The sequence below is a fragment of the Pseudomonas sp. LBUM1666 genome (genome assembly GCF_059695775.1).
This window is the reverse complement of sequence record NZ_CP166789.1, coordinates 5,965,328-5,985,660: the sequence shown is the minus strand read 5'-3', so window position 1 is coordinate 5,985,660 and position 20,333 is coordinate 5,965,328. Positions and strand designations below refer to the sequence as shown.

17 protein-coding genes are annotated in these 20,333 nt (G+C 59.8%); 9 read left to right on the top strand and 8 right to left on the bottom strand.

Annotation, left to right across the window (positions count from 1 at the left end):
• Positions 1–59: 59 nt before the first annotated feature.
• The 6 genes from ACA056_RS27650 to gcvP all read left to right on the top strand — a co-directional run bounded on the left by ACA056_RS27650 (position 60) and on the right by gcvP (position 9,058).
• Positions 60–1,277, top strand: coding sequence for a 2-octaprenyl-3-methyl-6-methoxy-1,4-benzoquinol hydroxylase (locus tag ACA056_RS27650; RefSeq protein ID WP_497273606.1), 1,218 nt, complete (start codon positions 60–62; stop codon positions 1,275–1,277).
• A gap of 221 nt (positions 1,278–1,498) precedes the next feature.
• The gene (locus ACA056_RS27645) at positions 1,499–2,503 is read left to right on the top strand and encodes an extracellular solute-binding protein (protein ID WP_046053772.1); all 1,005 of its coding nucleotides are present in this window, start codon (positions 1,499–1,501) and stop codon (positions 2,501–2,503) included.
• A gap of 257 nt (positions 2,504–2,760) precedes the next feature.
• On the top strand, positions 2,761–4,377 hold the full coding sequence (locus ACA056_RS27640) for an ABC transporter permease (RefSeq protein WP_497269204.1): 1,617 nt from the start codon (positions 2,761–2,763) through the stop codon (positions 4,375–4,377).
• A gap of 156 nt (positions 4,378–4,533) precedes the next feature.
• On the top strand, positions 4,534–5,616 hold the full coding sequence (gene gcvT, locus ACA056_RS27635) for a glycine cleavage system aminomethyltransferase GcvT (protein ID WP_497269202.1): 1,083 nt from the start codon (positions 4,534–4,536) through the stop codon (positions 5,614–5,616).
• 50 nt (positions 5,617–5,666) lie between these two features.
• Complete coding sequence (gene gcvH / locus ACA056_RS27630) at positions 5,667–6,050, top strand: glycine cleavage system protein GcvH (protein ID WP_033060614.1); 384 nt, start codon at positions 5,667–5,669, stop codon at positions 6,048–6,050.
• Positions 6,051–6,184: 134 nt separating this feature from the next.
• Complete coding sequence (gene gcvP / locus ACA056_RS27625; protein ID WP_497269200.1) at positions 6,185–9,058, top strand: aminomethyl-transferring glycine dehydrogenase; 2,874 nt, start codon at positions 6,185–6,187, stop codon at positions 9,056–9,058.
• Between the two features lie 66 nt (positions 9,059–9,124).
• Here gcvP and ACA056_RS27620 read toward each other — a convergent pair whose 3' ends face one another.
• The 6 genes from ACA056_RS27620 to ACA056_RS27595 form a co-directional block, all read right to left on the bottom strand.
• Positions 9,125–9,790 (bottom strand): outer membrane protein, encoded by a 666-nt coding sequence (locus tag ACA056_RS27620; protein ID WP_497269199.1) that lies wholly within the window; start codon positions 9,788–9,790, stop codon positions 9,125–9,127.
• A 214-nt stretch (positions 9,791–10,004) separates the two neighbouring features.
• Positions 10,005–10,322, bottom strand: coding sequence for a DUF2388 domain-containing protein (locus ACA056_RS27615; protein WP_134420813.1), 318 nt, complete (start codon positions 10,320–10,322; stop codon positions 10,005–10,007).
• Between the two features lie 68 nt (positions 10,323–10,390).
• The gene (locus ACA056_RS27610; protein WP_497269197.1) at positions 10,391–10,840 is read right to left on the bottom strand and encodes an NfeD family protein; all 450 of its coding nucleotides are present in this window, start codon (positions 10,838–10,840) and stop codon (positions 10,391–10,393) included.
• Positions 10,841–10,848: 8 nt separating this feature from the next.
• Positions 10,849–11,769 (bottom strand): SPFH domain-containing protein, encoded by a 921-nt coding sequence (locus ACA056_RS27605; RefSeq protein ID WP_008150402.1) that lies wholly within the window; start codon positions 11,767–11,769, stop codon positions 10,849–10,851.
• Positions 11,770–11,877: 108 nt separating this feature from the next.
• A complete protein-coding gene (tfpB, locus tag ACA056_RS27600) occupies positions 11,878–13,662 on the bottom strand; it encodes a type IV pilus assembly ATPase TfpB (protein WP_497269195.1) in 1,785 nt (594 codons plus the stop codon).
• 90 nt (positions 13,663–13,752) lie between these two features.
• Positions 13,753–14,091, bottom strand: coding sequence for an ACT-like domain-containing protein (locus tag ACA056_RS27595; RefSeq protein ID WP_497269193.1), 339 nt, complete (start codon positions 14,089–14,091; stop codon positions 13,753–13,755).
• Positions 14,092–14,216: 125 nt separating this feature from the next.
• Between ACA056_RS27595 and ACA056_RS27590 the strand changes: the two genes are divergently transcribed.
• Complete coding sequence (locus ACA056_RS27590; RefSeq protein ID WP_131061030.1) at positions 14,217–14,681, top strand: Lrp/AsnC family transcriptional regulator; 465 nt, start codon at positions 14,217–14,219, stop codon at positions 14,679–14,681.
• 115 nt (positions 14,682–14,796) lie between these two features.
• Here the strand turns inward: ACA056_RS27590 and ACA056_RS27585 are convergent, their stop codons facing one another.
• Positions 14,797–16,164 carry a CYTH domain-containing protein gene (locus ACA056_RS27585; RefSeq protein WP_497269191.1) on the bottom strand — a complete coding sequence of 456 codons (1,368 nt, stop codon included), beginning with the start codon at positions 16,162–16,164 and terminating at the stop codon, positions 14,797–14,799.
• A 157-nt stretch (positions 16,165–16,321) separates the two neighbouring features.
• On the opposite strand from ACA056_RS27585, the gene argE reads away from it, so the two are divergent.
• Together argE and argA are read left to right on the top strand one after the other, a co-directional pair.
• On the top strand, positions 16,322–17,491 hold the full coding sequence (gene argE, locus ACA056_RS27580; RefSeq protein ID WP_497269189.1) for an acetylornithine deacetylase: 1,170 nt from the start codon (positions 16,322–16,324) through the stop codon (positions 17,489–17,491).
• A gap of 267 nt (positions 17,492–17,758) precedes the next feature.
• Positions 17,759–19,057: an amino-acid N-acetyltransferase gene (argA, locus tag ACA056_RS27575; RefSeq protein ID WP_074871805.1), complete on the top strand. Its 1,299-nt coding sequence runs from the start codon at positions 17,759–17,761 to the stop codon at positions 19,055–19,057.
• Between the two features lie 147 nt (positions 19,058–19,204).
• Here the strand turns inward: argA and tauA are convergent, their stop codons facing one another.
• The gene (gene tauA / locus ACA056_RS27570; protein WP_497269187.1) at positions 19,205–20,194 is read right to left on the bottom strand and encodes a taurine ABC transporter substrate-binding protein; all 990 of its coding nucleotides are present in this window, start codon (positions 20,192–20,194) and stop codon (positions 19,205–19,207) included.
• Positions 20,195–20,333: the final 139 nt, after the last annotated feature.

The window sequence follows — 20,333 nt, the reverse complement described above, 5'->3', positions numbered from 1 at the left end:
TCGGAAAATCCCTTTATATGCGGCTCAAGCCGCAAGCGAGACAGGCTTAAAGCATGGAAATGCGCGCAGATCTGCTGATTGTCGGGGCCGGAATGGTCGGCAGCGCCCTGGCGCTGGCGTTGCAGGACAGCGGGCTGGAAGTCCTGCTGCTGGACGGCAGCCCCCTGAGCGTCAAACCCTTCGATGGGCAGGCGCCGTTCGAACCGCGAGTGAGCGCCTTATCGGCTGCCAGCCAGCGGATTCTCGAACGTCTGGGCGTCTGGGACGGCATCGCCAATCGGCGCAGCAGCCCCTACACCGATATGCACGTTTGGGACGGGAGCGGCACCGGGCAAATCCATTTCTCGGCGTCCAGTGTGCATGCCGACGTGCTGGGGCATATCGTCGAGAATCGCGTGGTTCAGGACGCCTTGCTCGACCGCTTGCACGACTGCGACCTTGGAATGTTGGCCAACGCGCGCCTGGAGCAAATGCGTCGCTCCGGCGACGAGTGGCTGCTGACCCTGGCCGATGGCCGCACCTTGCGCGCACCTTTGGTGATCGCAGCGGATGGCGCTAATTCCGCCGTTCGGCGTCTGACCGGCATGGCGACGCGCGAGTGGGACTACATGCACCACGCGATTGTCACCAGCGTGCACAGCGCCAAACCTCATCAACTGACCGCGTGGCAGCGCTTCACCGACAACGGTCCGCTGGCGTTTTTGCCGCTGGAGCGTGACGGTCAGCAGGATTGGTGTTCGATCGTCTGGTCGACCACCCCGAGCGAAGCCGAACGCCTGATGGCGCTGGATGAGAACGGTTTCTGCAAAGAGCTGGAGCGGGCCTTCGAAGGCCGACTCGGTAAGGTGCTCAGCGCCGATCCGCGTCTGTGCGTACCGCTGCGGCAGCGTCATGCCAAGCGTTATGTGGCTGAAGGTTTGGCGTTGATCGGTGATGCGGCGCACACCATTCACCCATTGGCCGGGCAGGGCGTGAACCTTGGTTTTCTCGATGCCGCCGTGCTGGCCGAAGTGCTGTTGCAAGCGGCCACGCGTGGCGAGCGTCTGGCGGATGTGAAAGTGCTCAGCCGTTACGAACGCCGGCGCATGCCTCACAACCTGGCGTTGATGGCAGCGATGGAAGGCTTCGAGCGCCTGTTTCAGGCTGATCCGTTGCCGATTCGCTGGTTGCGCAATGCCGGGTTAAAGATGGTCGACCAAATGCCCGAAGCCAAGGCGCTGTTCGTGCGTGAGGCGCTGGGGTTGACCGGGGATCTGCCTGCGTTGGCCAAGGCCTGAGATTTGCGCTGCGGCTGATGGCCCTTTCGCGAGCAGGCTAGCTCCCACATTGGAATGCATTTCAACTGTGGGAGCGAGCTTGCTCGCGAAGGGTCCGGTACATTCACCACAAACTCCAATCTGTGCAACATCTGGTAACGCCTCCGCGAACTGTTCGATTGAGAACGTAAATGTGAGTCCATATCATTTGTCCTCACTTTTTCAATAGAGAGATCGCTCCCATGTTGGTACCGAAGCGTCTACTGACCGCCCTCGCCCTGACCCTGATTGGCAGCACTGCTGCCCAGGCCGCTGACGAGGTGGTGGTTTACTCCTCGCGTATCGACGAGCTGATCAAACCGGTCTTCGATGCCTACACCGCGAAAACCGGCGTGCAGGTGAAGTTCATCACCGACAAGGAAGCGCCGCTGATGCAGCGGATCAAGGCCGAGGGCGAGAACGCCACCGCTGACCTTCTGCTGACCGTCGATGCCGGCAACCTCTGGCAGGCCGAGCAAATGGGCATCCTGCAACCGTTCACTTCCAAGGTGATCGACGCCAACATCCCGCTGCAATACCGCTCATCCGCCCATGCCTGGACTGGCCTGAGCCTGCGGGCGAGGACCATCGCTTACTCCACCGATCGGGTGAAACCCGGTGAGTTGACCACCTACGAAGGTCTGGCCGACAAGAACTGGGAAGGCCGCCTGTGCCTGCGCACGGCGAAGAAGGTCTACAACCAGTCCCTGACCGCCACCATGATCGAAGTCCACGGCGCCGACAAAACCGAGAAGATTCTCAAGGGCTGGGTGAGTAACCTGTCCACCGATGTGTTCTCGGATGACATCGCGGTGCTCGAAGCCATCAACGCGGGTCAATGCGACGTCGGTATCGTCAACACGTACTACTACGGTCGTCTGCACAAGCAGAAGCCTGATCTGGCGGTGAAGCTGTTCTGGCCGAACCAGGGCGACCGTGGCGTGCACGTGAACCTGTCGGGCATCGGCCTGACCAAACATGCTCCGCACCCGGAGGCGGCCAAGGCCTTGGTGGAATGGATGACCACACCTGAAGCACAGAAGATCTTTGCTGACGTGAACCAGGAATTCCCGGCCAACCCTGCGGTTCAGCCTTCCGCGGAAGTGGCGAGCTGGGGCAAGTTTGTGGCTGATACCTTGCCTGTGGAAATTGCCGGCAAACGTCAGGCTGAAGCGATTCGGATGATGGATCGGGCTGGTTGGAACTGAGTCTGTCGTTATTACGTTGTTGGATTCTAGATCCACCCCTCATCGGAACGCCGCCCGCCCACCCCTCTCCCCACGGGGGAGAGGGGGAAAGGGAGCCGATCTCGGTTGTTTCCAGAACCTGAGTTCGACTCGATATTTCACGTCGCAGTATTTCCCACAAACAACTCAGTCAGTCCCCTCGCCCCCCTGGGGAGAGGGTTAGGGTGAGGGGTCGATCTTGAACCACACACAAAACTCACCGTCTCAGAGACCTTAACGTGGCCCACCCCGCCCAACGCCGCTGGTATCCCTTGGTCTTCGCCATCGCTGCGCTGGTCCTGCTGCCACTTAGCGTTTTGCTGTTGTCATGGCAAACCATCGATCATCAAATCTGGTCCCATCTCTGGGATACCCAGATGCCGCGGCTGCTGGGCAATACCCTGACCCTGGTGCTCGGCGTCGGTATCGGCGTGACGCTCCTGGGCGTGAGCCTCGCCTGGCTCACCAGCCTCTGCGAATTCCCCGGCCGACGATGGCTGGACTGGGCGCTAATGCTGCCATTCGCCATTCCCGCCTACGTGCTGGCCTTCGTCTTCGTCGGCCTGTTGGATTTCGCCGGCCCCGTGCAAACCCTGTTACGCGAATGGTTCGGCTCGGGCTTGAGGTTGCCGCGCGTGCGCTCCACTGGCGGCGTGATTCTGGTTTTGGTGCTGGTCTTCTATCCCTACGTTTACCTGTTGGCGCGAACCGCGTTCCTGGCGCAGGGCAAAGGCCTGATGGAAGCGGCGCGAGTCCTGGGGCAGTCCCCGTGGCAAGCGTTCTGGCGAGTCGCGTTGCCCATGGCGCGCCCGGCCATCGGCGCTGGCGTGGCGCTGGCGCTGATGGAAACCCTGGCAGACTTCGGTGCGGTGTCGGTGTTCAACTTCGACACGTTCACGACCGCCATCTACAAGACCTGGTACGGATTCTTCAGCCTCTCCACCGCCGCGCAACTGGCCAGCCTGTTGCTGCTGGTGGTGATGGTCGTGCTGTACGGCGAGCGCCGTGCTCGCGGGGCCAACCGGGCGAGTAACGAACGACCACGGGTCAAGGCGCTGTATCACCTGCGCGGTTTCAAGGCGCTGGCGGCCATGAGTTGGTGCGGTCTGGTGTTCGCCTGCGCTTTCGTCATTCCAGTGCTTCAACTGGTGGTGTGGTTCTGGCAGCGCGGGCGCTTCGACCTGGATGAGCGTTACGCGGGGCTGATCGTTCATACCTTGTACCTGGGCGGCATGGCGGCGCTGATCACCGTCAGTGTTGCTTTAGTGCTGGCGTTTGCCCGGCGCCAGGCCCCGACCCGAGCGATCCGCACCGGCATCAGCCTGGCCAACCTCGGCTACGCCTTGCCGGGTTCGGTGCTGGCGGTGTCGATCATGCTGGCGTTCAGTTACCTGGATCGCGAACTGGTGATCCCGTTGTCGGGTTGGCTGGGGGGCGTCGGCAAGCCATTGCTGCTGGGCAGCCTGTCGGCGTTGTTGCTGGCCTATCTGGTGCGTTTCATCGCGGTGGCTTATGGGCCGCTGGAAAGCAGTCTGGCGCGAATACGGCCATCTTTGCCCGAAGCGGCACGTAGCCTTGGCGTCAGTGGGCCGCGACTGTTTTTCAAAGTGTATCTGCCGTTATTGCTGCCAGGAACGTTGAGCGCTGCGTTGCTGGTGTTCGTCGATGTGCTCAAGGAAATGCCCGCGACCCTGCTGATGCGCCCGTTTGGCTGGGATACGCTGGCAGTGCGGATCTTCGAAATGACCAGCGAAGGCGAGTGGGCGAGGGCCTCCTTGCCCGCACTGACTCTGGTTTTGGTCGGGCTGTTACCGGTCATCGGATTGATTCGACGTTCGGCGCATCGAAACGCCTAGGTGCCAGTCCTACACCTTGAGGCTACAATGCGCGGCATTCGGTGCGGTCCGTCCTACAAACCAGGTAGCTGAAATCGGCTGAAAGCCTTCTATTTCAAGGCTTTGACCCCGTACAGCACCGGCCCGCACCTTCGCCACGCCCGGAAGGAGAAACCCATGGGACTGCGCACGCCTCTGTATGACCTTCATCTCGCCCTCGGCGCGAAGATGGTCGATTTTGGCGGTTGGGATATGCCTTTGCATTACGGCTCGCAGGTCGAGGAACACCATCAGGTGCGCCGCGATTGCGGGGTTTTCGATGTATCCCACATGACCGTGATCGATGTCAGCGGCCCCCAGGCCAAGGCCTGGCTCCAGCATTTGCTGGCCAATGACGTCGAACGTCTGCACAGCCCTGGCCGTGCCTTGTACAGCACCATGCTCAACGAGCGCGGCGGCATCGTCGACGACATGATCGTCTACCGTCTCGAGGACGGTTATCGGCTGGTGGTCAACGCCTCCACCCGTAATCAGGACCTCGCCTGGATGCAGGCTCACCTCGATGGTTTCAAGGTGCGGCTCAACGAGCGCTCCGAACTGGCGATGCTGGCCATTCAAGGTCCCCAGGCCCGGCACAAAATCTCCGAACTGGTGACCCAGTCCCGCGGCAACCTGATTCAGATGCTCAAGCCCTTCGAAGGCCAGGCCGATGGTGACTGGTTCATCGCGCGTACGGGTTACACCGGCGAAGATGGCCTGGAAATCGTGCTGCCGGCCAATCAAGCGCCAGGATTCTTTAACGATCTGGTGGGCGCGGGCATCTCGCCGATCGGCCTCGGGGCGCGCGATACTCTGCGGGTCGAAGCCGGCATGAACCTCTACGGTCAGGACATTCACCAAGACGTTTCACCACTGGCCTCCAACATGGCCTGGAGCATTGCCTGGGAACCGGCCACTCGCCAGTTCATCGGTCGCAGCGCTCTAGAAGCTGAACGGGCGGGTGGCGTGCAGCACAAACTGGTCGGTCTGGTCCTTGAGGAGCGTGGGGTTTTGCGCGCTCATCAAGTGGTCCGCATCGCCAATGTTGGCGAAGGGGAGATCACCAGTGGTAGTTTCTCTCCTACGCTTAGCAAGTCGATAGCACTGGCGCGCGTGCCGATGGCAACTGCCGACCGCGCAGAAGTGGAAATCCGTGGCAAGTGGTACCCGGTCCGAGTGGTCAAACCGACCTTCGTACGCCATGGCAAAACCTTGATCTAACCTTTTCTGGCGGGCAACGACCGCTGACAATTCTCTTGAGGACACAGAACATGAGCGATATTCCTGCCGACCTGCGTTTTGCCGAAAGTCACGAATGGGCCCGTCTTGAAGCCGATGGCACCGTCACCGTGGGCATCAGCGATCACGCTCAGGAAGCCTTGGGCGATGTGGTGTTCGTTGAGCTGACCGAAGTCGGAACAGTCTTTGCTGCCGGTGATCAATCCGGTGTGGTGGAGTCGGTTAAAGCCGCTTCGGACATCTACTCCCCGGTTGCCGGTGAAGTGATTGCCATCAACGAAGAACTGAGCGCTAACCCTGAGTTGCTCAACTCCGACCCGTACGGTGCCTGGATTTTCAAGCTCAAGCCAAGCAACGCTGGCGATCTGGACAAGCTGCTCGATGCGGCGGGCTACAAGGCCGCCATCGGCGAGTAAGCGTTCAGCGTCATCCCCAAAGCCCCGACTTGTCGGGGCTTTTTATTGTCCGCTCAGGACTCCCCGGCATCGACTGCTATGCTGGTTTGACCGTGTTGCATCGACGTTGAGCGCCAGTCAAGAGAGAGCCCGTCATGTCCCAGTTGCCGTCCTTGAGCCAGTTACGCGACCCCAATGCCTTCCTTCGCCGCCACCTCGGGCCCGATGCCGCCGAGCAACAGGCGATGCTCGACAGCCTCGGCCTCGGCAGCCGGGTCGAGTTGATCGAGCAGACAGTGCCGCCGGGAATTCGCCTGAACAGGCCGCTGGACCTGCCGCCCGCCCTCGACGAAGAAGCAGCGCTGGCCAAACTGCGCGGTTACGCCGAGCAAAACCAGGTCTGGACCAGCCTGATCGGCATGGGCTACCACGGCACCCTCACGCCGACCGTCATTGTGCGCAACGTGCTGGAAAATCCCGGTTGGTACACCGCGTACACGCCGTATCAACCAGAGATCGCCCAAGGGCGGCTCGAAGCGCTGCTGAACTTTCAGCAATTGACCATCGACCTCACGGGCCTGGAACTGGCCAACGCCTCGCTGCTGGACGAAGCCACGGCGGCGGCGGAAGCCATGGCACTGGCCAAGCGTGTCGCCAAGTCCAGAAGCAATCTGTTCTTCGTCGACGAAAACTGTCATCCGCAGACCATTTCCGTGGTGCAGACCCGGGCAGAAGGGTTCGGCTTCGAACTCATCATCGACACTGTGGATAACTTGAAACAGCACCAGGTGTTCGGCGCGCTCCTGCAATATCCCGACACCCACGGCGAGATCCGCGATCTTCGTCCATTGATCGATCATCTGCATGCGCAGCAAGCCTTGGCGTGTGTCGCAACCGATCTGCTGAGTCTGCTGTTACTGACGCCGCCGGGGGAGTTGGGCGCCGACGTGGTGTTCGGTTCATCCCAGCGTTTCGGCGTGCCCATGGGTTACGGTGGGCCTCACGCGGCGTTTTTTGCCAGTCGCGATGAGTACAAACGGGCGATTCCCGGGCGGATCATCGGCGTCTCGAAAGATGCTCGCGGCAACGTCGCCCTGCGCATGGCCCTGCAAACCCGCGAGCAACATATCCGCCGGGAAAAGGCTAACTCGAACATTTGCACCGCTCAGGTGCTGCTGGCCAACATTGCCAGTTTCTATGCGGTCTACCACGGTCCGGAAGGGCTCAAACGCATTGCCCAACGCGTCCACCGGCTGACCGGCATCCTCGCCGCTGGCCTGGAGCGCCACGGCATCACTCGCCTTAATAAACACTTTTTCGACACGCTGACGCTGGAGGTCGGTGGTACTCAGACGGCAATCATCGAAAGTGCCCAGGCGGCGCAGATCAACCTGCGTATTCTCGGGCGCGGGCAGTTGGGGCTGAGCCTCGACGAAACCTCTGACGAATCCACCGTCGCGAAGTTGTTTGATGTGTTCCTCGGTGCCGATCATGGGCTCAACGTCGACGAACTGGACGCTGAAACCCTGGCTTCCGGCATTCCCGCAGGTCTGCTGCGTACCTCGCCTTATCTGCGTCATCCGGTGTTCAGCGCCCATCACAGCGAAACCGAGATGCTGCGCTACCTCAAGCAACTGGAGAACAAGGACCTGGCGCTCAATCAATCGATGATCCCGCTGGGCTCCTGCACCATGAAACTCAATGCCACCAGCGAGATGATCCCCATCACCTGGCCGCAGTTCGCCAACCTGCATCCGTTTGTGCCGAAAGAGCAGGCGGTGGGTTATTCGCTGATGATCGAGGAACTGGAGCGCTGGCTCTGCGCGATCACCGGTTTCGACGCGATTTGCATGCAACCCAACTCTGGCGCGCAAGGTGAGTACGCCGGGCTGCTGGCGATCCGCAAATATCACGAGAGTCGTCATGAGGGCGCGCGGGATATTTGCCTGATTCCGTCCTCGGCCCACGGCACCAACCCGGCTTCGGCGCAGATGGCCGGGATGCGGGTGGTGATCGTCGAATGCGACGAGGCGGGCAACGTCGATCTGGATGACCTCAAAGGCAAAGCCGCAGAGGCCGGAGACAAACTCGCCTGCCTGATGGCGACGTATCCTTCGACCCACGGCGTATACGAGGAAGGCATCAGCGAAATCTGTGAAGTTATCCACAGCCACGGCGGCCAGGTGTACATGGATGGCGCCAACCTCAACGCTCAGGTCGGACTGGCGCGCCCGGCGGACATAGGCGCCGACGTGTCCCACATGAACCTGCACAAGACTTTCTGCATTCCCCATGGTGGCGGTGGGCCGGGCATGGGGCCGATTGGTGTGCGGGCGCATCTGGCGCCGTTCGTGGCCAACCATCCAGTGGTGCCGATCGACGGGCCACTGGCGCAGAACGGCGCAGTCAGCGCGGCGCCTTGGGGCAGTGCGAGCATTTTGCCGATCAGCTGGATGTACATCGCGATGATGGGACCGCAATTGGTGGATGCCAGTGAGGTGGCGATCCTCGCCGCGAATTACCTGGCGCAGCACTTGTCCGGTGCGTTTCCGGTGCTTTACACCGGGCGCAACGAGCGGGTGGCTCACGAATGCATTCTTGACCTGCGCCCACTCAAGGCCCTGACCGGGATCAGCGAGGAGGACGTCGCCAAGCGGCTGATGGACTATGGCTTCCATGCGCCGACCATGTCGTTTCCGGTGCCGGGGACGTTGATGGTTGAACCCACCGAAAGTGAATCGAAGGCAGAGCTGGACCGGTTTATCGGGGCGATGCTGAGTATCCGCGCGGAAATCACCGAGGTGCAAAACGGCAACTGGCCGGCCGATGACAACCCGCTGAAACGTTCACCGCATACCCTGGCGGATATCACCGGGGTTTGGGAGCGGTCCTACAGCATCGAGCAGGCGGTGACGCCGGACGCTCACACCAAGGCGCATAAGTACTGGCCGGTGGTGAACCGGGTGGACAATGTCTACGGTGACCGCAATCTGTTTTGTGCTTGTGTGCCGGTGGACGATTACCGCTGACACACCGTTTTGTATTCCAGCAAAAAAATGCCGCTCATGGAGAGCGGCATTTTTTTGAGTCATGAATCAGAACGACATCCGCGCTTCAACGTAAAGATTCTGCTCTCGAAGCTTGCCCTTTAGTTGTTCGTCCCGCGCATTGATGCGGTTGGCGAAGGTGTTATAGCCGGTTTCAACCTTACCCATGTCGACATGGCGGTAGCCGGTACCGACGGTAATTTGCCGGGTCAGTTTGAGGTCTGCACCGACGCCCAGGGTGTAGGCGAAATTGTTTTGGGTATTGTTGGCAAATCGACGTGAAGGGTTGGACTGATAGCCTTCGGAATTGATATGGGCCACGCCTGCGCCGGCCATGGCGTACAGCGATAGGCTTTGGGTCAAGGGGAAGTCCTTATAGGCATTGAGCATCAGGCGCTTGGATGAGACCTGCATGTTGTTAACGTTGGCGTTGAATGGCGCCCAGTAACTCTTGAACTCCGAGTCCTGCTTGATGGTGTACTCGCTTTCCAGGCGCCAGCCACCTATGAACTCATAGCCGAGCGCAACGGAGCCGCCGACATCTTTGTTGCGCTCCGGACTGACAATACGGTTGTTCACCCTGGGACTTGTGAGCAGGGCGTCGGCAAGGTCTTGCTGGACACTCTGGATTTTTATCGAGCCGTACAGGCCTTCCGCGTGGGAAGCGTGACTGTAGGCGGCCAGCAGAAGTAAAGATAAGACTGGTTTTTTCATGTGAGTCGATTCGCTTGTGGGGGTAATCCGAATCGACAAAGTTTGAGTTCGCACGTCGGACGCTCATATCAGAGCTTTCATCAGTAGGTCGGTGAAAACTCGTCTGCATGTCAGTGTTTTGGCGTTAGCCTACGTAGGAAATAGCTGTGCAATTTCTCTGGTTCAAAAAAAATGCCGCTCATTGAGAGCGGCATTTTTTATTCAGCAACAACGCTTATTCCGAAGCGACGGCATTCTTCGCCAGGATCGCGTTCGCCAGTTCCATGTCCGTGGCCTGCAGGCCAGGGTTGTCGGCGCGGACTTTCTGCATTGCGGCCTCCAGGTATGGGCCGCGAATGCCGCCGTCACTGGCGACAAAGCTGCCGGCATCGTCCTGGGCGGCAATGATCAGCTTGTGATCCTTGAAGGTCAGGTAGGTCGAGCCGGTAGTCGCACCGGACGAGATGACGTTACGCCAAAAGCTATCGGCCATCGCCGAACCGACAGGAAGGGACAACAAGGCGATGGTAGCGACAGCAAGTTTGAGACGCATATTGGGTGACTCCACTGGGTTAACTACGGCGTTGGATTGCCAATCCCCCAATCGAGTTCCATAACGGCTCATTCAGCCGGTTCAACCAGTAAAATAGCCCCTTGCTGCCCACTCACCCGAACGCGGCTGCCCACCGCGGCATCGGGCCCTCGGGCCATCCACACACCGTCGGCGACCTTGATTTTGCCGCTGCCGTCGACAATCGCTTCATGTACCACAAAGGTTTTGCCAATCAGTTCCTGACCGCGCAGATTGAGGTTTGGCTGATCACTCATCCGTACCGCGCTGCGCTGGCGCCTCCACCAGTACAGGGCGGTCGCGATCGAGAGCAGGCCGAACAGCAGAAACTGCATTTCCCAGGTGATGTCCGGCGCTGCAAAGGTCAGCACGCCAACGGCGGCGGCTGCCATGCCAATCCACAGCAAGTAGCCACCGGCGCCGAACACTTCGAGAATCAGCAGCACGGTGCCTAATGCCAGCCAGTCCCAGAACGATAAATGCTGCAGGAATGCCCACATAACGTGCCTCAGGCTTTCTTGTTATCGAACGTGGCTTTGACGATTTCGCCGATGCCGCCGACTGCGCCGATCATCGAACTGGCCTCGAGCGGCATCAGAATCACTTTGCTGTTGTTGGCCGAGGCCAGTTTGCCCAGCGCATCGATGTATTTCTGCGCCACGAAGTAATTGACCGCCTGCACGTTGCCGCCAGCAATGGCTTCGGACACCACTTTGGTGGCCTGGGCTTCGGCTTCGGCTTGACGTTCACGGGCTTCGGCTTCGAGGAACGCGGCCTGACGACCCCCTTCGGCCTCCAGAATCTGCGCCTGCTTCTTACCTTCGGCAGTCAGAATCGCCGCGGCACGCAGACCTTCGGCTTCAAGGATTTGCGCGCGCTTGATCCGCTCGGCTTTCATCTGCCCCGACATCGCAGCCATCAAGTCAGCCGGCGGGCTGATGTCCTTGATCTCGATCCGGGTGATCTTGATGCCCCACGGCGCCGTGGCTTCGTCGACGGTGCGCAGCAGTTTTTCGTTGATCCCGTCACGCTGGCTGAGCATCGCGTCCAGCTCCATGGAGCCGAGTACGGTACGGATGTTGGTTTGCAAGAGGTTGCGAATCGCGTGTTCGAGGTTGTTGACCTCGTAGGCGGCCTGGGCAGTGTTGACCACCTGGAAGAAGCACACGGCGTCGATCTGCACCGTGGCGTTATCGGCGGTGATGACTTCCTGGGGCGGAATATCCAGCACACTTTCCATCACGTTGATCTTGCGACCGATGCGGTCCATCACCGGAATGATGATGTTAAGGCCGGGCTTGAGCGTGTTGGTGTAACGACCAAAACGCTCGACGGTCCACTGGTAACCCTGAGGTACGACCTTGAAACCCATGAACAGAATGGCGACCACCAGGCCGACAAAAAGTAAAAGCACGCTTCCGATCTGCATAACGATTCCCTGTTAATCAATGAAATTTCGATCGCAGGAGTGTAGCGGCGCCGGTTGGGGATAAGAACCGTTAGTCGGCCCTTGCATCATCAGGAGACATAAAAGGTTTCATTTCTGCTCGCTCTGCGGTGTCACCCGCAGCACCTCCTCGATGGTTGTCAGCCCGGCCGCCACTTTTTGCGCCCCCGACAATCGCAAACTGCGCATGCCTTCCTTGAACGCCTGACGCCGCACGGCCAGTAAATCGGTGTCGGGGTTGATCAGCGCTTTGACGCCATCCGTCAGCTGCATGATTTCGTAGACCCCGGCGCGGCCGCGGTAACCGGTATCGCGGCATTCAAGGCAACCGATGGCGCGATGTGCGTTGCTCGGCAACGGTGCCTGCCAGGGCCGGGTCAAGGTTTGCCAGTCTTCTTCACCCAGCGTCAGCGGTGCCTTGCAATGCGGGCACAAGGTGCGGACCAGGCGCTGGGCCATGACGCCGAGCACCGTGGCTTTGATCAGGTAATGCGGCACGCCCAGCTCCAGCAAGCGGCTGATCGCGCTCGGCGCATCGTTGGTGTGCAGCGTCGACAGCACCAAGTGGCCCGTGAGCGCAGCCTGGATCGCCATTTCAGCGGTTTCCAGATCACGGATCTCACCGATCATGATGATGTCCGGATCCTGTCGCATCAGCGCGCGCACACCGGCGGCGAAAGTCAGGTCGATGTTGTGCTGGACTTGCATCTGATTGAACGCCGGCTCGACCATTTCGATCGGGTCTTCGATGGTGCAGAGGTTGACCTCCGGCGTCGCCAGTTTCTTCAAGGTGGTGTACAGCGTGGTGGTCTTGCCGGAACCGGTCGGGCCGGTGACCAGAATGATGCCGTTGGGCTGGCTCGTCATATCCTGCCAGCGGCGCAAGTCGTCGGCGGAGAAGCCCAACTGATCAAAGTTTTTGAGCAGTACCTCCGGGTCGAAGATCCGCATAACCATTTTTTCGCCGAATGCGGTAGGCAATGTCGACAGCCGCAGCTCGACTTCGCCACCGTCCGGGGTTTTGGTCTTGACCCGGCCGTCCTGGGGTTTGCGCTTTTCCGCGACGTTCATCCGCCCGAGGCTTTTCAGGCGGCTGACGATGGCCATGGTCACTTGCGGCGGGAATTGATAGACGTTGTGTAGCACGCCGTCGATACGAAAACGCACCGTGCCTTGTTCGCGCCGGGGTTCGATGTGGATATCGCTGGCGCGTTGCTGGAACGCGTACTGGAACAACCAGTCGACGATGTTGACGATGTGCGCATCGTTGGCGTCCGGTTCCTGGTCGCTGGCGCCGAGGTTCAGTAGCTGCTCGAAATTGCCCAGGGTGTTCATCTGCTGATCGGCGTTGGTCGCACCGCTGACCGATTTGGCCAGGCGGAAAAACTCCACGCTGAAGCGCTGGATGTCCACCGGGTTGGCGACCACACGCTTGATCGGCAGCTTCAGCACATGGGTCAGGTCGGCTTCCCAGCCGTTGACGTAAGGCTGGGCGCTGGCCACGGTGACAGCGTCGCGGTCGATGGACACCGCGAGGATCTTGTGACGCTGGGCGAACGCGTAGGACATCAGCGGGGTAATGGCCGCGACGTTGATTTTCAGCGGGTCGATGCGCAAATAAGGCTGACCGGCCTGTTGTGACAACCACAGGGTCAGGCTTTCCAGATCCAGGTGTTTACCGGGACGACTGAGGTCGTCGAGGTGTTGGCTGGCGATGAACTCCAGTGGATGTATCTGGCCATTGGCGGCATGCCGGCGACGAGCGTTTACCGCGTGCTCGGCCGAGTCCTGGCTGATAAAGCCTTGGGCGACCAGTTCACGCAGCAAATCATTGAGATCCAGCCAGCGGTCCTGAATGGCAAGTTGAACGGACATGCGGGCTCCTCATGAACAACAGTTCGCAAAGGATAGTCGCGGACCCGCCGACCGTTGGGCCACTACCCGACGAAGCCGTGTCGAGTTTTTTCAGCCCGCCGCCTGAGCAGGCTCATCCCACGCGGAATCAGCAGCTTGCAGCTCAACCGAACAGACGCTGATCAGGTTACGTAATTTTTCCGCGATCACTTGGGCGCGGTGCCAGCTCAGGCCGTCTATTACGATGTCGATCGACAACAGATCATCCATCCGCTGCACGTTGACCTGTTGCGGCGTCAGAAACTGCAAGGCGAACAGGTTGAGCGCCCGGCACAGCAGATCAGGTTCGGCCTCGGCCAGCAATTGATAGTGAGCGCGGCAGTGGGCGTTGCTGGCGTTCCAGACATCGGCGCGGGCGGGCGAGGTGTTCACAGCTTCCAGGTGCGGCATGGTCGGCCTCCAAATCAATGGAGCAATTTTTACATTCGGTGCGGGGCATTTCTTATCTATGATTGGGGTTATTGCCTATTTTTCGAATTGTTTGATTCAGCTATCTATCAATTACAGGTTTATTTATGCAAAACGAACTGGATGGCTACGACCGCAAGATTCTCGCGTTACTCCAGGAAGACGCTTCGCTCTCCAGCGCGCAGATCGCCGAACAAGTAGGGCTCTCCCAGTCGCCGTGCTGGCGGCGGATTCAGCGGATGAAAGAGGAGGGGATCATTCGAGGGCAGGTGACCTTGCTCGACCGGAAGAAAATCGGTCTGAATACGCAGATCTTCGCTGAAATCAAACTCAACGCTCACGGGCGTTCGAACTTCACCGAATTCACCGAGGCGATTCGCGGTTTTCCCGAAGTGCTGGAATGTTATGTGCTGATGGGGTCGGTGGATTTCTTGCTGAGGATTGTGACGGCGGACATCGAGGCGTATGAGCGGTTCTTCTTCGAGAAGCTGTCGATGGTGCCGGGGATTCAGGAGGTGAACTCAATTGTGGCGTTATCGGAAATCAAATCCACGACGAGTTTGCCGGTCTGATGTTTTTGCGGTGGATGTGCAGGCCTCATCGCGAGCAAGCTCGCTCCCACATTAGACCGCGTCCATTCAGACAACTCGGTTAACTGTGGGAGCGAGCCTGCTCGCGATGGCGGTATTACATACGCAACAGCATCTTCCAGGCACGATTCTGATAAACCGCAATCGCCTGCTGCTTGCGTGCATCCAGCGATTCGTCGGTGATCGGCTCGTTCGCCAATTGAGCAAGCTGTTTCAGCTCACCGTACAGGCGATCCATTTCCGGGATGTCCAGCACGCTGCGGGCATGGTGCAGCCAGGCCTGGATGCGCTCGATGCGCGGCAGTTGCTCGGCCAGGTCTTCCGGCTGTTGCTGATAACGCTGCAGTTGCAGGGAAGTCGCTTCTTCACCCAGCAAACGCGGCAACCAGCTGCCCAGTTGCGCAGCGCCCTGGCGATTGCCACGGACGTTGCGATCGGCAGCCCAGGTGCGGGCCAGCAACCAGCGCGAAGTGTTCAGCGAGAACAAGCCCCAACGCGGATCTTCCAGTTCTTCGAGGAACTGCTCCGGCGCGGCTTTGCGCACGTCTTCGTCGTCGACACCGGCTTGCACCAGTGGGCGCCAGTCTTCCAACAAGGCATCCAGCGCAACCCGCAGATCGTGCGTCGACTGACGCGGCGCGGCTTGACCCAGGCTGCTCAGCAACGCGCGCAATTCAGCCAGGTTTTCGACCCAGTCCTGCAACAGGCGCCAGTGGCCATTGAAGCGATACTGCTCGGCCAGACGCTGGCTGCTGCTTAGCAAGTGCCAGCTCAGCGCGGCGAAAGCGTCGTCCAGCGGCGTTTCCGCGGTGATCTGCGGCGCCGGCAGGCTCAACGAATAGCTGTTGGCGTCGTACAGGCGATAACCGCGCTCGGCCTTGCTGATGTCACACGGCATCAGGGCCAGGGTCGCGGCCAGTTCGGCGGCCAGCTCCAGCAGAGCGGCCGGCTCGCCTTCGCGCAGTTCCAGTTCCAGTTCGCAGATTTCTTCTTTCTGCTTGCCGACCACCACGTGGCCCAGGTCCAGCGCGGCTTCGATCACCACTTTGGTCTTGCCACGGCCCCAGGCGATTTCCGCGCGTTCGCGGACGAAATCGGTGGTGAAGATCGGCTTCAGGGTTTTCTTGTCCAGCTCGGCCAACTCTTCAGGCCAGCATTCGCCGTCGAGTTTCTTCACGTCGAGCTTGGCTTTGGGCAGGTTCCAGTCGTATTCGTTACGCTCGGACAAACCGGCAACGCTCTGGCCGCGGGTCTTGAGGGTCTGAATCACTTCTTCGCCATCGCGGCGCAGGCGCAGGGCAACCTTGGCGCGGGCCAGGTCGCGCTCAGGCGTGTCGAAGTACTGATTCATCAACTCACGGCGTTCCCAGCCACTTTTGTTGCGTTTTTTCAGGAGCGGGTGCTCGCGCAGGGCAGCGAGCGTTTCTCGGCTGACGCGGAGTTTGATTTCGGTTTCTTTCTGCATGGCCGGAAAATCCAGGATCGGGAGCGCAGCCGGGGGGAATGTGTGGCTGCCAAGGTCGTGCAGTGTACAGGACTGAAGGTACCTACGCGCCGCAGCGGTTTATTCCTGTCGCCGGATGGTTCTATGATGGACTTCAATTCGGGAGTTGGAGTCAGCGATGCCTTTGCCATCCATGAAAGATCAGTTCGCTGCGCTGATCGCTGCGCCGTCCGTCAGCTGTACGCAGGCCAGCCTCGATCAAACAAACCGTCCGGTGATTGATTTGCTGGCGACGTGGCTCGGCGATCTGGGTTTTACCTGCGACATCCAGCAGGTCAACCCCGGCAAATTCAATCTGCTGGCCAGTTTCGGTTCCGGCCCCGGTGGTTTGGTGCTGGCCGGTCACAGTGACACGGTGCCGTTCGATGGTGCGTTGTGGCAAACCGATCCGCTGAAGCTGACCGAGGTTGATGGTCGCTGGGTCGGACTTGGCAGCTGCGACATGAAGGGCTTTTTCGCCCTGGCCATCGAAGCCGTCATACCGCTGCTCGATCAGCCATTCAAGCAACCGCTGCTGATCCTCGCTACCTGCGATGAAGAAAGCTCGATGTCCGGCGCTCGCGCCTTGGCCGAAGCCGGGCGTCCGCTGGGTCGTGCGGCGGTGATCGGCGAGCCCACCGGGCTGAAGCCGATCCGCATGCACAAAGGCATCATGATGGAGCGCATCGACATCCTCGGCCAGAGCGGCCACTCCTCTGATCCGCGCCTTGGCCACAGCGCCCTTGAAGCCATGCACGATGCCATCGGTGAACTGCGTGGTTTGCGGTTGGCGTGGCAGCGTGAATTCCGTAATCCACAGTTCAGCGTGCCGACGCCGACCCTGAATTTCGGCTGCATCCATGGCGGCGATAATCCCAACCGTATTTGCGGCCAGTGTTCGCTGGAGTTTGATCTACGCCCGTTACCGGGCATGGACCCCAATGCCCTGCGCGCGGAGATTCTGCAGAAGCTCAAGCCCATTGCCGAGTGGCATCAGGTGAAGATCGATTACGCGCCGCTGTTCCCCGAAGTGCCGCCGTTCGAGCAGGCCGAGGATGCAGAATTGGTCCGGCTCGCGGAAAAGCTCACAGGCCATAGTGCCGAAGCAGTGGCGTTCGGCACCGAAGCGCCTTATCTTCAGCGTCTTGGCTGCGAAACACTGGTGCTCGGCCCTGGCGACATCGCCTGTGCGCACCAACCGGGGGAATACCTCGAAATGTCACGTTTGCAGCCTACGGTGCATCTATTACGTCAACTGATTGAACATTACTGCCTGACACCGGCCAAAACGCCAATGCCAGTCAATTGAGTACAAATCCATGTGGGAGCGAGCTTGCTCGCGATAGCGGACTGACAGGCAACACATGTGTCGAATGTACAACCGCTATCGCGAGCAAGCTCGCTCCCACAGGGTCTGTGCTGTGACTGACAAGCTTTGTAAATCGCCCGTGTCCAAACCCGTATTCATGAGGAGAGCGCGCGTGTCGCCAAGCCTGTTCCGACGATAACCATCAGCCCGCTGTGCGTTTTCTGTTTCGCCCATTTTTTGGCTGCTATTTATTACAGGCCCAGGTTCATGCCCGAATACGTTAATTGGCTTCGTCACGCTTCGCCTTACATCAATGCCCACCGTGATTGCACCTTCGTCGTCATGCTGCCCGGCGACGGCGTGGAGCACCCGAACTTCGGTAATATCGTCCACGACTTGGTGCTGTTGCACAGCCTGGGTGTGCGACTGGTGCTGGTTCACGGCTCCCGTCCGCAAATTGAAACCCGCCTGGCTGCGCGGGGCCTGACCCCGCATTACCACCACGGGATGCGCATCACCGATGCCGCAACGCTGGAGTGTGTGATCGATGCGGTGGGCCAGTTGCGTATCGCCATCGAAGCGCGGCTGTCCATGGACATGGCTTCATCGCCAATGCAGGGCTCGCGTCTGCGGGTGGCCAGCGGCAACCTGGTGACGGCGCGGCCAATCGGCGTGCTCGAAGGCGTCGACTATCACCACACCGGCGAAGTGCGTCGGGTCGACCGCAAGGGCATCAATCGCCTGCTGGATGAACGTTCCATCGTGCTGCTGTCGCCGCTGGGTTACTCGCCGACCGGTGAGATTTTCAACCTCGCCTGCGAAGACGTTGCCACCCGCGCGGCCATCGATCTGGGGGCGGACAAGCTGCTGTTGTTCGGTGCCGACCTGGGTTTGATCGATGAAAACGGTCGTCTGGTTCGTGAGTTGCGTCCGCAACAAGTGCCGGCGCATTTGCAGCGTCTGGGCAGCAACTATCAGGCTGAGCTGCTGGATGCGGCCGCGGAGGCCTGCCGCGGCGGCGTGGCTCGCAGTCATATCGTCAGCTACGCCGAAGACGGCGCGCTGCTGACCGAACTGTTCACCCGTGACGGTGGCGGTACGCTGGTGGCCCAGGAGCAATTCGAGATCGTGCGTGAAGCAGCGATCGAAGACGTCGGTGGTTTGCTCGATTTGATCAGCCCGCTGGAAGAGCAGGGCATTCTGGTGCGCCGTTCCCGCGAGGTACTGGAGCGTGAGATCGAGCAGTTCAGTGTGGTCGAACGCGAAGGCATGATCATCGCGTGTGCGGCGCTGTATCAGATTGCTGATTCGGATGCGGGGGAGTTGGCGTGTCTGGCGGTGAACCCGGAGTATCGCCATGGCGGTCGTGGTGATGAACTGCTGGAGCGCATCGAAACCCGCGCTCGGGCGCAGGGGCTGAAAACCTTGTTCGTACTGACGACCCGGACCGCTCACTGGTTTCGCGAGCGTGGGTTTGTGCCGAGCAGCGTAGAGCGTCTGCCATCAGCGCGGGCATCGCTGTACAACTATCAGCGTAATTCGAAGATCTTCGAAAAAACCTTGTAACTCTGTGGCGAGGGGGCTTGTCGGACCGCCGCATCGCCCCGTTCGGTCGCGAAGCGACTGCAAAACCATGCGACTCGGTCCGGCAGGTTTTAGGGCTGCTCCGCAGCCCAACGGAGGCAAGCCCCCTCGCCACAGGTGTTCAGCCTGTTATTCAGTGACAAACTTGCCACTGACATACGGCGAATAATCCGGCAGCACCGTCTCGACCTTCCCTTGTTCCTTCAAGAACTTCGCCGTCTCGCCAATCGCCTTGGCCGTGCCGCCGTCCAGCAGCGCGGTGGTCTGTTGGGCTTTAGCATCCGGGAACGTGGAACCGGCCAGCAACTCCGGCACATCAACGGCATTGGCACCGGTCAGTTTGGCGATTTTTTGCACCGGTACCGAGTCAGCGGTCCAGCTGTCCTTATGCGCGGCATAGTCGGCGAACGAGTCCAACGTGACCTTGGCGAATTTGGCCACAACCTCTGGGTGCTTCTCGGCGTAATCCTTGCGCGCGACCCAAACCTCGAATGTCGGCGCACCCCATTGGCCAACCTGTGCAGCGTCGGTCAGAGTCTTGCCAGTCTTGCGAATTTCCCCCAGCGCGGGTGACCAGACAAACGCACCATCGATGTCACCACGCTTCCACGCCGCCGCGATTTCCGCCGGTTGCAAATTCACCACTTTGACTTTCGAGGTGTCCAGGCCCCAGTGCTTCAACGCACCCAGCAAACTGTAGTGGGAGGTTGAAACGAAGGGTGTGGCGATGGTCTTGCCGATCAGATCTTCCGGTTTATCGATGCCGCTGCCGTTGCGTACCACCAGTGCTTCAGCGGCGTTGATCTGGGCGGAAACAATGAACGCAACGATCGGCAGATTGCGCGAAGCAGCGGCTGCCAGCGGACTTGAGCCGAGGTTGCCAATCTGCACGTCACCGGAAGCAATGGCAGTAACCACTTCCGGGCCACTGTTGAAACGACGCCAGTCAATTTTCTGGCCGATGGTTTTCTCGTACAGCCCGTCTGCCTGGGGGACTTTGCTGGGGTCGATACCGGTTTGATAACCGATCGTGAGGTTCGCCGCGTGAGCGCTAAAAGATATTATTAGTGATACACAAACTGTAACAATTGGACCGGATAGTGCGCGTTTGGTCGTCATGGCGCTGCCTTTCGATAGGGATTGATCGTGAATTGCATCAAAACTAATCGATCTAAAAAAAGGCTAACAAATACCATTTAGGAATTAGCTTATGAGCCGGTGCCTGTGTCCCAGCTCAAGAGGTAGTGCGGAGCTAAAT